The following is a 13,160-nucleotide window of genomic DNA, read 5'->3' as shown; positions in this document are numbered from 1 at the left end:
TCCCCGGTGAGTGCCCCGGCGCGGGCGTCGCCGCCGCCGGAGAGCATTTCCCAGCTTAGGGCACCCGGACGGCTGAGCAGGCCCTAGTAGACGCGCCCGTCGACGATGTTGCTGTCGATGTTCAGCGTGACGCCGCCGTGCCGCTCCCGGTGGCCGCCGCGGTACTGCTTGATCCGGCGGTGCGGGGACCACAGGTGGTCGGGGAAGTACGGGTCGCCGTACACATCGGCCCGCCCGTCCCAGTTGGCGAACCAGATGGCGACGGGCTTGCTGATCCCCTTGGCCCGGCTCACGTCCCGGATGCCGGACTTGGAGCTGCTGTACAGGCCCGGGACGTAGCCCTCGCGCTTCAGCCGGTCGACCCAGTTGTCCACGAACCGCAGGACGGCGGCCTTGCAGGCGCGGTTCCGGTGGCGGTACGCCTCCATGTCGAAGTAGACGGGGTTGCCCTCCGGAATGCCCAGCCTCCTGGCCTTGCGGGCGGCGTCCACGGCCGCCTTCGTGCCCTCCGAGGAGGCGTTGCGGGTGGTGAAGCGCTGCCGGCGGCTGCCGCAGGGAGCCTGCAGGCCGACGTAGGTGGGCGTGATGCGGTAGCCCATCGCCCGGACCTGCCTCACCCACGAGGCGCTGAGGTTCGGCTGGGCGCACCCGCGCGCCGCGCCGCCGATGTAGATGTTGGTGACCTCGAACGAGGACCGCCACGCCTCCATCGTGGCCAGGGACGGGGCGGTGCAGGTGTCGAACCCCTTGCCTCGCACCCACGGGCGCTCCAGGGCGGGAGCCTGCCCCTGCCCGGAGGGCGTGTCCACGGGGGGCGGCGGGCTCTCCCCCGGCCGCAGGCCCGTGCCGGGCGGTGCGGCGGCCCCTCCCGCGGACAACCGGGTGCCGCGCAGGATCCGCTGGAGCCGCGCCGGGTCCGTCCCGTACACACCGGTGATCGTCACCCCGGCCTCGGGGAGGGTGAAACGCGCCTCGTGGTCGGCGGACGGCGTCACGGTCAGCGACGCGAGAGCGGTGCCGTCCACGACCGTCCGGGCGGCGCGGCGGTCCCCGGCGGGCTCGGTGTGCCTTCCGGCGGGTTCGATGTGCCTTCCGGCGGGCTCGATGTGCAGGGCCTCGGTGCGGCCGACGACGCGGGCCGGGCAGTCCGGCTGCGGCCCGGGGCGGCCGAGGTAGACGGCGTGCCGGTCGAAGCGGACGCACCGGGACGGGTCCCGGTCGAGCCGGTGCACCTCCCAGCCGGCCGGGACGGGGACGCGCAGCCCCCGGTACTCGACGACGCGCGGCGCCCCGGCAGCCCCGGTCAGCGCGGCGGGCGGTTCGTGCGCGGGCCGCGCGGGGGCCGTCCCGGCCGCCGCGAGGACGGGAGCGGCGACCGCCACCCCGGAGAACACGCTGAACAGGACGGCATGGCGCATCACAACTCCCCCCGCGGCGGACGGCATGATCATCTGCGGCAAGGATGACCATGGCCGCGCCCGCCGAAACCGGGCCGGGACGCTTCTTGCCCGCCGGTTTCCCGCATCCTGACGGTGGCCCGCGACGGGCGGTCCGGCGCTCAGGCGGAGCTTGCTCAGGCGGAGCTGACGACCTCGTACGCGCCGGGCTCGTCCACGGCCATGGCCGCGAGCGGCATGAACAGGAGCCGCACGTCGTAGGCGCCGATGGCGCGGCGGTAGTGGCCCGCGCCGTCCCATTCGGTGACGAGGGCCCAGAGGCCGGGGTCGTCGACGGTCCTGGCGAGGCGGCCGGAGCGGAAGCCGGGGCTCGCGGACAGCGCCGCGAGCACCGCGGTCATGTCCTCGGCGAAGCCGCCCGAGGCCTCTCCCGGCACCCGGTACCGGGTTATCGCGATCATCCGCCCATCCTGGCAGTACGTTGGGCATGTGGAGACATCGGATGAGCGGCGGACGGGGCTGCGGGCCGCCGTCGAGCGGCGCAGCGCGGCGCCGGTGGTGTTCCTGCACCGGATGCCGCGGTGGGTCCTGCTGGTCGCGGTGTTCGCGCTGCTGGTGGTCGGGATGGCCGGGACGGGCTGGGTCGCCGCCGCCGGGGTGCTGGTCCTCGCCGCGGCGCTGGCCTGGTTCGCCTATCTGAACTGGCCCGCGCTGGACGGCCCGGGAAGGATCCTGCGGCTCGTCGCGTTGGCCGTTCTGGTGGGTTTCGCCCTGGGGCGTGGTTTCGGCCGGTTTTGACAACCGTTTTCATCTTCGTCCATAATCGGACGGTGCCCCCCACTCGCGCCGCCCTCCGGGCCCTGCCGGCGACCGCCCTGGCTCTGGCCGGCCTCGCCGCGGGGCTGACGGGCTGCGCCGACGCCGGCGCCGACGTGCCGCCCGGCAAGACCGCGGTGGTCGCGTCCTTCTACCCGATGGCCTGGCTGGCCGGGAAGGTCGGCGGCGGCGACGTCTTCGTCCGGACGCTGACCAGGCCGGGCACCGAGCCCCACGACCTGGAGCTCACCGCCCGGCAGGTCGCGCACGTCGCCGACGCCCGGCTCGCCGTCCACGTCAAGGGCGTCCAGCCCGCCGTGGACGACGCCGTGCGCACCCACGCGAAGGGCCGGTCCCTCGACGCGGCGAGCCTGGTGCGGACGCTGCCGCCGCCGGAGGAGACCGACGACGAGGAGGCCCACGACGGCGTCCGGCACCGGGAGGCGTCCTACGACCCGCACATCTGGCTCGACCCGAGCCGGATGGCGGCCGTCGCGACCGCGCTCGGCGGCCGCTTGGCCGCCGCCGACCCGGCCCACGCCGCCGGGTACCGGGAGCGCGCCCGCGCCACCGCCGCGGCGCTCGGCCAGCTCGACCGCGACTTCCGGGACGGCCTGGAAGCGTGCAAGCGCAGGGAGATCATCACCGCGCACGCGGCGTTCGGCTACCTGGCGGACCGCTACGGGCTGCGCCAGATACCGGTGGCCGGGGTGGACCCGTCGGGCGAGCCGTCCCCGAAGCGGCTGGCCGCCCTGACCCGGCTGGTGTCGGCCACCGGCGCGACGACGGTCTTCAGCGAGACGCTGGTCAGCCCCAAGGTGGCCGAGTCGCTGGCGCGGGAGACGGGGGTGCGGACCGCCGTCCTGGACCCGGTCGAGGGCATCGAGGACGGCGCGTCCGGCGACTACATGACGATCATGCGAGAGAACCTGCGGACCCTGCGGCCCGCGCTGGAGTGCTCATGACCGACCGACCGCCCGTGAACGGTGAGACCGCGACCGGGGAGACCGCGCCGCCGTTCGCGATGACCGGCGGGCACGTGCGGCGGGACGGCCGCGAGGTGCTGGCCGGCGTCGACCTGCGGGTGGACGCCGGCGACGTGCTCGCCGTCCTCGGCCCGAACGGCGCGGGCAAGTCCACGCTGGTCAAGGCGCTGCTCGGCCTCGTCCCGCTGGCCGGGGGCCGCACCGCGATCTACGGTGAGCCGCCCGCCCGGTTCCGGGACTGGACGCGCGTCGGGTACGTCCCGCAGCGGCTGCCCATGGGCGGCGGCGTGCCGGCGACGGTGCGGGAGGTCGTGGCGTCCGGCCGGGTGGCGCGGCGGTCCCGCTGGCGGCCCGCGGTGCTCGCCGACCGGGCGGCCGACCGCGCCGCCGTCGACCGCGCGCTGGAGACGGCCGGCCTCACCGGGCGCGCCCGCGACCCGGTGCACCTGCTGTCGGGCGGCCAGCAGCAGCGGGTCCTCATCGCCCGCGCCCTCGCCGGCGAGCCCGACGTGCTCGTGATGGACGAGCCCACCGCCGGGGTGGACGCCCGCAGCCAGGCGGCGCTCGCGGCGGCCCTGCGCGAGCCGGCGGTCGACGGGCGCACGGTCGTCCTCGTGACCCACGAGCTCGGGCCGATGGAGCCGCTCGTCACCCGCGCGATCGAGCTGGGCCACGGGCGCGTCGTCCGCGAGACCCGCGCGCACGAGACCCTCGGAAGGCCCGCGTGACCGAGATGCTGCAGTACGACTTCATGCGCGTCGCCCTGGTGATGGCGGTGCTCATCGGCCTGACCGCCCCCGCCGTGGGCACGTTCATCGTCCAGCGCAGGCTGTCGCTGCTCGGCGACGGCATCGGGCACATCGCGCTGACCGGCATCGGGCTGGGCCTTTTGACCGGCACCTCCCCCGTCCTCGGCGCGCTGGCCGTGTCGGTGCTGGGCGCGGTCGTCATCGAGGTGCTGCGCGCCCGCAGCCGCAGCGGCGCCGACGTCGCGCTGGCCCTGCTGTTCTACGGCGGGCTGGCGGGCGGCGTGATCCTCACCGGCGCCGAGGGCGGCGGCTCGGCGAGCCTGCAGTCGTACCTGTTCGGCTCGATCAGCAGTGTGACGGTGGCCGACCTGTACGTGGTCGCGGGCCTCGCCGCCGCCGTCCTCGCCATCGTGGCGCTGTTCGGCCGCGAGCTGTTCCTGCTGTGCCAGGACGAGGAGGTCGCGCGGGCGGCGGGGCTGCCCGTCCGGTTCCTCAGCGTGCTCATCGCCGCGACCGCCGCGGTCACCGTGGTGATCTCGATGCGCGCGATCGGGCTGCTGCTGGTCAGCGCCCTGATGATCGTCCCGGTGGCGGCGGCGCAGCAGCTCGCCCGGGGATTCTGGAGCACGATGCTGGCCGCGATGGGGATCGGTGTACTGTCGGCCGTGTCGGGCCTGGCGGGGTCGTTCCAGTACGATCTCCCCCCGGGGCCGTCGATCGTGCTGCTGGCGCTCGCGGTGTTCACGGCCGCGGTCGCCGGAGGGGCGGTCGTACGCCGCAGGCGCGCCCGCGCCGTCGCGGCCGGGGACGCCGTCTCCGGCCGGCCCGGTGTCGAGGCGCGCGTGGACGCGGAGGCGGAGGTGCTAGGGGGATGACGACGGCCCGCCGGGACGCCGTCCGGCAGGTGCTCGCCGGCTGCGAGGGGTTCCGCAGCGCGCAGGACATCTACGCCGACCTGCGCGCCGACGGCTCGAAGATCGGCCTCACCACCGTCTACCGGGCGCTGCAGGCGCTCAGCGACGCGGGCGAGGTCGACGTGCTGCGCACCGACGAGGGCGAGGCCGTCTACCGCGCCTGCCGCACCGAGCAGCACCACCACCACCTGGTCTGCCGCGACTGCGGCCGGACGATCGAGGTGGAGGGCCCGGCCGTGGAGCGCTGGGCCGACGCGATCGCCGCCGAGCACGGCTTCACCGGCATCACGCACACCGTCGAGGTGTTCGGGACGTGCGCGGACTGCGCCGCGAAGAACTCCTGAGCACCGGCTGAAGGCGCGCTGACCGCTGGCAAGACCCGCAGTTCACACGCTCTGTGCGCGTTTCTTGGCAAATTGTCATATCTACTTCTGAGTAGCTTTCATGCCATAAATGTCCCCGTCGCCACTGCAGGCCCGACGGGCGGGCCCTCCGGGGGGGTGCGTGGCGCCCGCACGAGAGGGCGTTCATGACAAGACGGGCGTTCACCAGCCGACGGACCGTGCTCCTGGCCTCGGCGACCCTGCTCGCGACGGCGGGCACCGCGGTGCCCGCGTCCGCGCGGCAGGCACCGTCCCCACCGGGCCCCCGCGCCGCCGCCGAGCAGGCGCTCCGCTCGCTCACCGCCCGCGGCGCCGAGGTGCGCGGCGGGGACGGGCAGAGCTTCAAGGTCGTCGGCGTCCTCACCGACCGGGACGGCTCCTCCCACACCCGGATGACCCGCGCCTACAACGGCCTGCCGGTGCTGGGCGGCGACATCGTCGTCCACCAGACCCCGGCGGGCAAGTGGCGGGGCAGCAGCCTCACGCTCGCCAAGGCGCCGGTCGCCGCCGGCCCGCGGGTCTCCGCCAAGACCGCGAAAAAGCGCGCCCTCACCAAGAACCGCAAGGCCGACGGCGCCCCCGCGCTCGTCGTCGAGGCCCGCACCGCCGACCACGCCCCCCGCCTCGCCTGGCGGGTGCTGACCGTCGGCAAGCAGGCGGACGGGACGCCCAGCCGGGTCTACACCTCCGTGGACGCCGCCACCGGCAAGGTCCTGCTGCGCGAGGAGACGATCCACACCGAGGCGGGCGACGGCAAGTCCCTCTACACCGGGACGGTGCCGCTGGAGACGACCGCGTCCGGCGGCGCGTTCCAGCTCAAGGACCCGTCGCGCGGCAACACCTACACCGGGGACGCCGAGAACGAGACCGACCTCTGCATCCTCATCTGGTGCCTCCGGCGCGCCCCCGCCACGCTGTTCACCGACGCCGACAACCACTGGGGCAGCGGCACCACGTCCGACCGCGCCACCGTCGCCGTGGACGCCCAGTTCGGCACCGCCGTGACCTGGGACTTCTACAAGAACGTCTTCGGCCGTGCCGGCATCGCCGGCGACGGCAAGGGATCGTTCAACCGCGTCCACTACGGCGACGGCTACGCCAACGCCTTCTGGGACGACTCGTGCTTCTGCATGACCTACGGCGACGGCGACGGCAGCCAGCTCGGCCCGCTCACGTCCCTCGACGTCGCCGCGCACGAGATGAGCCACGGCGTCACCAGCTCCACCGCCAACCTCACCTACAGCGGGGAGTCCGGCGGGCTGAACGAGGCGACGTCCGACATCATGGCGGCGGCCGTCGAGTTCTACGCCAACAACTCGGGCGACGTCGGCGACTACCTGGTCGGCGAGGAGGTCGTCCTGCCCGGGCTCGGCCGGGCGGCGCTGAGGTTCATGGACAAGCCCAGCAAGGACGGCGACTCCGCCGACTCCTGGTCGTCCAACACCAAGAACCTCGACGTGCACTACTCCTCGGGCGTCGGCAACCACTTCTTCTACCTGCTGTCCGAGGGCAGCGGCGCGAAGACGATCAACGGCGTCTCCTACAACAGCCCCACGTCCAACGGCTCCACCGTCACCGGCATCGGCCGGGACGCGGCCGTGAAGATCTGGTACCGGGCGCTGACCACGTACATGACGTCCTCGACCGACTACAAGGGCGCGCGGACCGCGACCCTGAACGCGGCCAAGGACCTGTTCGGCGAGGGCAGCACCCAGCACGCCGCCGTCGCCGCCGCGTGGTCCGCGGTGAACGTCGCCTAGGACCCCTGTTCCGGGGACGGAAGGCCCCGTGCCCGCGACCGATGTGACGCGCGGGCACGGGGCCTTCCGGTCTCCGCCCGGTCGAAGACGGGGACCCCGACCCGCCGATTGCGCGGGTTCGTGATCTGGGACGCGGGGCCATGGTGAAGAATCGGGGCATGGCTACGACACGTACTGCGAACGCGCACTGGGAAGGCTCACTGCTGGAGGGCCAGGGGACCGTCTCGCTGGACTCCTCGAAGCTCGGCACCTACGACGTGACCTGGGCATCGCGGTCCGAGGAGCCGGGCGGCCGGACGAGCCCGGAGGAACTCATCGCCGCCGCGCACTCCACCTGCTACTCGATGGCGCTCTCGCACGGCCTCGCCGGAGCCGGGACCCCGCCGGAGAAGGTGGACACCAAGGCCGAGGTCACCTTCCAGCCCGGCGAGGGCATCACCGGCATCCACCTGACCGTCCGGGCGAGCGTGCCCGGCCTGTCCGCCGCCGACTTCGAGAAGGCCGCGCAGGACGCCAAGGCGGGCTGCCCCGTCAGCAAGGCCCTCGCGGGCACCACGATCACCCTCGACGCCGGGCTGTATTGATTGCATTTCTCTCCTCCTTCGGGCCTGGCGGCCCTCCATCGTCGAGAAACGCGGGCGATCGCTGCATCGCTCCGGCTCGCCTGGCGGCTCGCTGCGCGATCAGGGTCTCGCTTCGCTCGTCCCTGCCTTCGGACGCGATCGCAACCGTGGAGGTTGTTGCGTGGTTGGGGTGACGGCTGAGGTCAGCGGGGTAGCAGGTGCAGGCAGTCCCGCACGTGCGGGTGATTCGATCGCTCCGGCTCGCCTGGCGGCTCGCTGCGCGATCAGGGTCTCGCTTCGCTCGCCCCTGCCCACGGACGCGATCGTTGCGGGGTTGCTGTGGTGGCTGAGGTCAGCGCAATGGTTAGTGCAGGTGCTCTCGATCGCTGAGGTCGCTGGAGGCCGGGCGCGGGGTCGCCGGTCAGGTGTCCGTGGGCGCCTGGCCGGCGGCGACCGCGTTGGGGACGGCGCCGCCGTAGCGGCGGTCGCGGGAGGCGTACACCTCGCACGCGTGCCAGAAGTGGCGCCGGTCGAAGTCGGGCCAGAGCGTGTCGAGGAAGACCATCTCGGCGTAGGCCGACTGCCAGAGCAGGAAGTTGGACGTGCGCTGCTCCCCCGACGAGCGCAGGAACAGGTCCACGTCCGGGATGCCGGGCTCGTCCAGGTAGCGGGCGAAGACCCGCTCGTTGATCTTGCCCGGGTCGAGCCGGCCGTCCCGGACGTCCCGGGCGATCGCCGCCGCCGCGTCCACGATCTCGGCCCGGCCGCCGTAGTTCACGCAGAACTGCAGGGTGAGCACGTCGTTGTGGCGCGTCATCTCCTCGGCCGTCTCCAGCTCCTTGATGACGCTGCGCCACAGCCGCGGCCGCCGTCCCGCCCACCGCACCCGGACGCCCATCGAGTGGAGCTGGTCGCGGCGGCGGCGGATCACGTCCCGGTTGAAGCCCATGAGGAAGCGCACCTCGTCCGGCGAGCGCTTCCAGTTCTCCGTCGAGAAGGCGTACGCCGACAGGTACGGGACGCCCAGCTCGATCGCGCCCATGATCACGTCGAAGAGCGAGTCCTCGCCGCGCTTGTGGCCCTCGGTGCGCGGCAGCCCGCGCTCCTTGGCCCAGCGGCCGTTGCCGTCCATCACGATGGCGACGTGCCGGGGCACCAGGTCCGCGGGGATCGGGGGCGGCGTCGCGCCGCCCCGGTGCGGTTCCGGGGGTGAAACGGCCCTGCTCAAACTCTCTCCCTGTCGGTCTCGTCGTCGCGCGTTCCGCGCTCCTCGGGCCCGCGCGCCTCGCGCTCGACGTGACGCAGTGAACGGATCCCGTGCTCCAGGTGCCACTGGAGGTAGGCGGCCACCAGGCCGCTGGTCTCCAGGCGGTGGCGCTGCTCGCTGCCGTCGGCGTACTCCCAGTCGCCGCGCAGCAGCGCCAGCATCAGCGCGAACGTCGGCGGCGCCGGGGTCGCGGCGCCCGGCTGGCGGCAGCCGGCGCAGACCGCGCCGCCCGCCGCGATGGCGAACCCGCGCAGCCCGCCGCGGACGCCGCACCGGCAGCACTCGTCGAGCGCGGGCGCCCACCCGGCCACCGACAGCGAGCGCAGCAGGAAGGCGTCCAGGACGAGCCGGGGGTCGTGGACGCGCTCGGCGAGCGTGCGCAGCCCCCCGACCAGCAGCAGGAACTGCCGGAGCGCCGGCTCGCCCTCCTCGCTGGTGAGCTTCTCCGCGGTCTCCAGCATCGCCGTCCCCGCCGTGTAGCGGGGGTAGTCGGTGACCAGCGCCTCCCCGTACGGGCGCAGCGTCTCGGCCTGAGTGATGAGGTCGAGGGAGCGCCGCTCGTACAGCTGGAGGTCGACGTGGGTGAACGGCTCCAGCCGCGCGCCGAAGCGGGACCTGGTCTTGCGGACCCCCTTGGCCGCGGCGCGGATCCGGCCGGTCCGCCGCGTCAGCACCGTCACGATGCGGTCGGCCTCGCCCAGCTTCTGGGTGCGCAGGACGATGCCTTCGTCGCGGTACAGGGTCACCCGTTCATTCTGACGCACGTCACCGGATGCCTCGGCGCCCGCCCGGCATCTCCCCAGGATCTGCACAAGTCACTCGACGATGCCGCTGCGCGCCGCGACGATCACGTACCGTGACCGGATTCGGCCGTAGCGTCCTTCCGAAAGTTGTGGCCCGGACCACAGGGACCTGGCAGCGTTGGGGCATGAGATGCCACATCGTGCCACCGCACATGCTGGAGCGGATCGCCCGCGACGCCGATGACCCGGCCATCCGCGACCGCGCCCGCCGTACGCTGGCGCTCACCTCCGCGCAGTACGCCGAGCGGCGGACGTCCGCGGCCGGGGCCCCCTCCCCGTCCGAGGACTTCGTCCCCAACCGGACGATCAAGGACGCCGGGCACCGCGAGGAACTGCCCGGCCGGACCGTGCGCGCGGAGGGCGCACCGGCCACCGGCGACCGGACGGCCGACCGCGCCTACGACTGGCTCGGCGCCACCTTCGACTTCTTCGAGGCCGCCTACCGCCGCAACTCGATCGACGGCGCCGGGCTCGGGATGGTCTCGACCGTCCACTACGGCGACCGGTACGACAACGCCTTCTGGAACGGCGAGCAGATGGTGTACGGGGACGGCGACGGCGTCGTGTTCACCGACTTCACCGGCCCCCTCGACGTCACCGGCCACGAACTCGTGCACGGCGTCACGCAGTACACCGCGAACCTGGAGTACTACGGCCAGTCCGGCGCCCTGAACGAGTCCCTGTCGGACGTCTTCGGCTCGCTGGTCAAGCAGTGGCATCTCGGGCAGACCGCCGACCAGGCCGACTGGCTCATCGGGCAGGGCCTGCTCGCCGAGGGCGTGAACGGCGTCGCGCTGCGCTCCATGAAGGAGCCCGGCACCGCCTACGACGACCCGCGCCTCGGCAAGGACCCCCAGCCCGGCCACATGGACCACTACGTCGAGACCTACCGGGACAACGGCGGCGTCCACATCAACTCGGGCATCCCCAACCACGCCTTCTACCTCGCCGCCGCCGGCATCGGCGGCAACGCCTGGGAGAAGGCGGGCCGGGTCTGGTACGACACGCTCACCGGCGGCGAGCTGGCGGCCGACGCGGACTTCACCGCGTTCGCCGCCGCGACCGTCCGGGCCTCGACCGCGCTGTACGGCGCCGACGCCGTCGAGACCAAGGCCGTGAGCCGGGCCTGGACGGGGGTAGGCGTCTCCCTGGAGGCGAACGGATAGCAGTGAAAGTGACAGTCGTCCGCAGCGGGGGATTCGCGGGTATCGAGCGGCGCGCCGAGTCCGACAGCGCCAGCGATCCCATGCTGTCGAGGCTCGTCGGCCGCGTCGACCTGAAAAGCGTCCCGCCGCCGGGCCGAATCCCCGACCAGTTCCTGTACGAGATCGACATCGACGGTGACCGGACCACCATCGGCGAGGCGCAGCTCCACGGCGCCCTCCGCGAGCTCGTCCACCACGTCCTGGGCCGCGCCCGCTGAGCCCGCGCCCGCCCCCGGCGGCCGGGCCGGGGGCGGGCGGGCTAGGGCCGCGGGACGTCCTTGACGAACACGATCCCGTCGATCCGTGCCAGATGGCCGGGATCGAGCGGGGCGTAGCCGAAGTAGGGGGACGCGCGGGGGGCGGGAGCCGCGTCACCGAAGGCGGCGGCCAGGCGGCGCGGGTCGACGAGGAACCGGTCCTCCGGCAGGGCGTACAGGAGGCCTTCGAGGGTGTCGCGAGGAGGGGCGTCCACCCCGCGATGCCGGATCGTGCCCAGGCCGGTGGCCAGGAAGGCGTACTCCGGACCCAGCCGGGTGCTCACGAGGGCGCCGGCGCTCCACCACTCGACCCGCTCGCCGCCCATGCGCATCGAGCTCCTGTCGCGCTGGAGATGGGCGTTGTGGGCGTGAACGAACACATCACCCCGTCCGGCGAGGGCGAGGAGGTTCGCGGCCATCATCTGGTCGCGCACGCCGACCAGCCGCGCCAGGCGCGCCGGTGAGTCGTCGGCCATCCAGTAGTGGTAGCGCAGCAGGCCGACGGCGGTGCGGCCGTACAGCCGCGCCCGGTCCCAGCCGTCCCCCGTGGCGGCGAGGTCCGGCGCCCGCGCGCCGAGCAGCGCCACGAGATCGTCGGCCAGCACCCGCAGTTCCCCGGCGTCGGCCGACCGCCCGACGGACCGGGACGGGTCCATCATCGCGGCGGGCTCGGTCCACCGGTCGTCGGCGCCGAGCAGGCGGTCGAGCGTCTCCGCGGTGCAGGGGAGCAGGCCGGCACCGACCTGGTTCGCGAGGTAGCGGTGCAGCGCGGTGAGGGCCTTTCGGGGGCTCGCGGCCGCGGTGATCTCCAGCGGGCCGTCGAAACCGGCGAAGCGGACGTGTTCGGACGCCGGCCGGCCCTCGTTGCGGGCGCGCATCCAGCGCACGAGCTCGCGGTTGGCGGCGGAGGCGCCCCAGCCGTGGCTGAACCCGCGCTCCATGACCTCGTCGAGGGTGCCCGTGCCCGAGGTGACGTGGTCGTCCACGACGAGGCCCATCAGGCAGTCGCTCTCGATCGCGATCGTCCGGCGGCCGTCCTCCTCGACGAGCCGGCGGAAGAGGTCGTTGCGGACGTCGAGCAGGACGTCCTCATCATGGGTCGGCTCGCCCAGGGCGAGCAGCCGCGGCCGGGCCGGGAGCAGGCCCATGACGGCGGTCGGGTCGACGGCCTGGACGGTGTCCGTGATTCCGGTAGCCATAAGATAAACGGTATCGTTGAACTTTCGGTTGAAACTTTATGGAGATTGCGGCGCAGGTATGGGACGAAAGCTTCAAAACGGAGGACGGCTCAGGCCGGTCGACCTGGCGCGGGAGCACGGCCTGTCGACGCAGGCGGTCAGGAACTACGAGGAGGTCGGCATCCTTCCGCCGGCCGGCCGGACGGCCCACGGCTACCGCACCTACACCCCGTCCCACGCGCAGGCCCTGCGCGCGTTCCTCGCCCTGGTGCCGGGCCACGGCCACCGCACCGCGACGTCGATCATGCGGGCCGTGAACGAGGGGGCGGCCGAGGAGGCGTTCCGCCTGATCGACGAGAGCCATGCCCAGCTCCTCGACGACCGCCGGACCCTCCGGGCGGTGGAGGCCGCCCTGCGCGACCTGGACCCGGGCGCGGTCACGGAGTCCGGCGCGGCGCCGGCGACCGGCCGGGCGCCGGCGTCCGGGAGGGCGTCCGGGCCCCGCGAGACCTTCATCGGACCGCTGGCGCGGCGGCTCGGGATTCGGCCCGCGACGCTGCGCAAGTGGGAGCGCGCGGGGCTGGTGCGTCCGCGCCGCGACCCGCGGACCGGGTACCGCGTCTACGACGAGGCCGCCGTGCGGGACGCGCGGCTGGCGCACCAGCTCCGGCGGGGAGGCTACCTGCTGGAGCAGATCGCCCCGCTGCTCGCGCAGGTGCGGGCGGCCGGCGGGCTGGAACCGCTGGAGGGCGCCCTGCGCGACTGGCACGGCCGGCTGTCGGCCCGCGGGCGCGCGATGCTCGCCGGGGCGGCCGAGCTGGACGCCTACCTCCGCGAGCGGTGAGCGCGGGGACCGCGGGCGCCTCCCAACACCCGCGGCCC

15 protein-coding genes are annotated in these 13,160 nt (G+C 73.7%); 10 read left to right on the top strand and 5 right to left on the bottom strand.

Annotated elements, in window-relative coordinates; genetic code table 11:
• Nucleotides 1-83: 83 nt before the first annotated feature.
• Nucleotides 84-1,418 carry a DUF1906 domain-containing protein gene (locus BM339_RS02090; protein ID WP_075019744.1) on the bottom strand — a complete coding sequence of 445 codons (1,335 nt, stop codon included), beginning with the start codon at nucleotides 1,416-1,418 and terminating at the stop codon, nucleotides 84-86.
• 155 nt (nucleotides 1,419-1,573) lie between these two features.
• Nucleotides 1,574-1,858, bottom strand: coding sequence for an antibiotic biosynthesis monooxygenase family protein (locus tag BM339_RS02085; RefSeq protein WP_075019743.1), 285 nt, complete (start codon nucleotides 1,856-1,858; stop codon nucleotides 1,574-1,576).
• A gap of 28 nt (nucleotides 1,859-1,886) precedes the next feature.
• Between BM339_RS02085 and BM339_RS02080 the strand changes: the two genes are divergently transcribed.
• The 7 genes from BM339_RS02080 to BM339_RS02050 all read left to right on the top strand — a co-directional run bounded on the left by BM339_RS02080 (nucleotide 1,887) and on the right by BM339_RS02050 (nucleotide 7,589).
• On the top strand, nucleotides 1,887-2,195 hold the full coding sequence (locus BM339_RS02080; protein ID WP_021599306.1) for a DUF6703 family protein: 309 nt from the start codon (nucleotides 1,887-1,889) through the stop codon (nucleotides 2,193-2,195).
• A gap of 32 nt (nucleotides 2,196-2,227) precedes the next feature.
• Entirely contained in the window at nucleotides 2,228-3,178 is a 951-nt protein-coding gene (locus BM339_RS02075) for a metal ABC transporter substrate-binding protein (protein WP_075019742.1), read from the top strand.
• Entirely contained in the window at nucleotides 3,175-3,927 is a 753-nt protein-coding gene (locus BM339_RS02070; protein ID WP_420883406.1) for a metal ABC transporter ATP-binding protein, read from the top strand. Before BM339_RS02075 ends, BM339_RS02070 begins: the two co-directional genes overlap by 4 nt.
• A complete protein-coding gene (locus BM339_RS02065) occupies nucleotides 3,924-4,823 on the top strand; it encodes a metal ABC transporter permease (protein ID WP_075019741.1) in 900 nt (299 codons plus the stop codon). Before BM339_RS02070 ends, BM339_RS02065 begins: the two co-directional genes overlap by 4 nt.
• Nucleotides 4,820-5,206, top strand: a complete 387-nt coding sequence (locus tag BM339_RS02060; protein ID WP_021599609.1) for a Fur family transcriptional regulator — start codon at nucleotides 4,820-4,822, stop codon at nucleotides 5,204-5,206. Before BM339_RS02065 ends, BM339_RS02060 begins: the two co-directional genes overlap by 4 nt.
• 185 nt (nucleotides 5,207-5,391) lie before the next feature.
• Nucleotides 5,392-7,005: a M4 family metallopeptidase gene (locus tag BM339_RS02055; RefSeq protein WP_075019740.1), complete on the top strand. Its 1,614-nt coding sequence runs from the start codon at nucleotides 5,392-5,394 to the stop codon at nucleotides 7,003-7,005.
• A 158-nt stretch (nucleotides 7,006-7,163) separates the two neighbouring features.
• A complete protein-coding gene (locus BM339_RS02050; protein ID WP_021599607.1) occupies nucleotides 7,164-7,589 on the top strand; it encodes an OsmC family protein in 426 nt (141 codons plus the stop codon).
• A gap of 400 nt (nucleotides 7,590-7,989) precedes the next feature.
• Here BM339_RS02050 and BM339_RS02045 read toward each other — a convergent pair whose 3' ends face one another.
• Both BM339_RS02045 and recO read right to left on the bottom strand, forming a co-directional pair.
• Nucleotides 7,990-8,796 carry an isoprenyl transferase gene (locus tag BM339_RS02045; protein ID WP_024934597.1) on the bottom strand — a complete coding sequence of 269 codons (807 nt, stop codon included), beginning with the start codon at nucleotides 8,794-8,796 and terminating at the stop codon, nucleotides 7,990-7,992.
• The gene (gene recO / locus BM339_RS02040) at nucleotides 8,793-9,581 is read right to left on the bottom strand and encodes a DNA repair protein RecO (RefSeq protein WP_024934598.1); all 789 of its coding nucleotides are present in this window, start codon (nucleotides 9,579-9,581) and stop codon (nucleotides 8,793-8,795) included. Before recO ends, BM339_RS02045 begins: the two co-directional genes overlap by 4 nt.
• A gap of 182 nt (nucleotides 9,582-9,763) precedes the next feature.
• Between recO and BM339_RS02035 the strand changes: the two genes are divergently transcribed.
• Both BM339_RS02035 and BM339_RS02030 read left to right on the top strand, forming a co-directional pair.
• Entirely contained in the window at nucleotides 9,764-10,804 is a 1,041-nt protein-coding gene (locus BM339_RS02035; RefSeq protein ID WP_024934599.1) for a M4 family metallopeptidase, read from the top strand.
• A gap of 2 nt (nucleotides 10,805-10,806) precedes the next feature.
• The gene (locus tag BM339_RS02030) at nucleotides 10,807-11,061 is read left to right on the top strand and encodes a protealysin inhibitor emfourin (RefSeq protein WP_024934600.1); all 255 of its coding nucleotides are present in this window, start codon (nucleotides 10,807-10,809) and stop codon (nucleotides 11,059-11,061) included.
• Nucleotides 11,062-11,102: 41 nt separating this feature from the next.
• Here the strand turns inward: BM339_RS02030 and BM339_RS02025 are convergent, their stop codons facing one another.
• Nucleotides 11,103-12,299 (bottom strand): erythromycin esterase family protein, encoded by a 1,197-nt coding sequence (locus tag BM339_RS02025; RefSeq protein ID WP_075019739.1) that lies wholly within the window; start codon nucleotides 12,297-12,299, stop codon nucleotides 11,103-11,105.
• A 58-nt stretch (nucleotides 12,300-12,357) separates the two neighbouring features.
• Between BM339_RS02025 and BM339_RS02020 the strand changes: the two genes are divergently transcribed.
• Nucleotides 12,358-13,122, top strand: a complete 765-nt coding sequence (locus BM339_RS02020; protein WP_075019738.1) for a TioE family transcriptional regulator — start codon at nucleotides 12,358-12,360, stop codon at nucleotides 13,120-13,122.
• Nucleotides 13,123-13,160: the final 38 nt, after the last annotated feature.

The sequence above is a fragment of the Actinomadura madurae genome (assembly GCF_900115095.1).
Lineage (GTDB): Bacteria > Actinomycetota > Actinomycetes > Streptosporangiales > Streptosporangiaceae > Spirillospora > Spirillospora madurae.
Note: the sequence above shows the minus strand (reverse complement) of the source record. Positions and strands in the feature narration are given on the sequence as shown.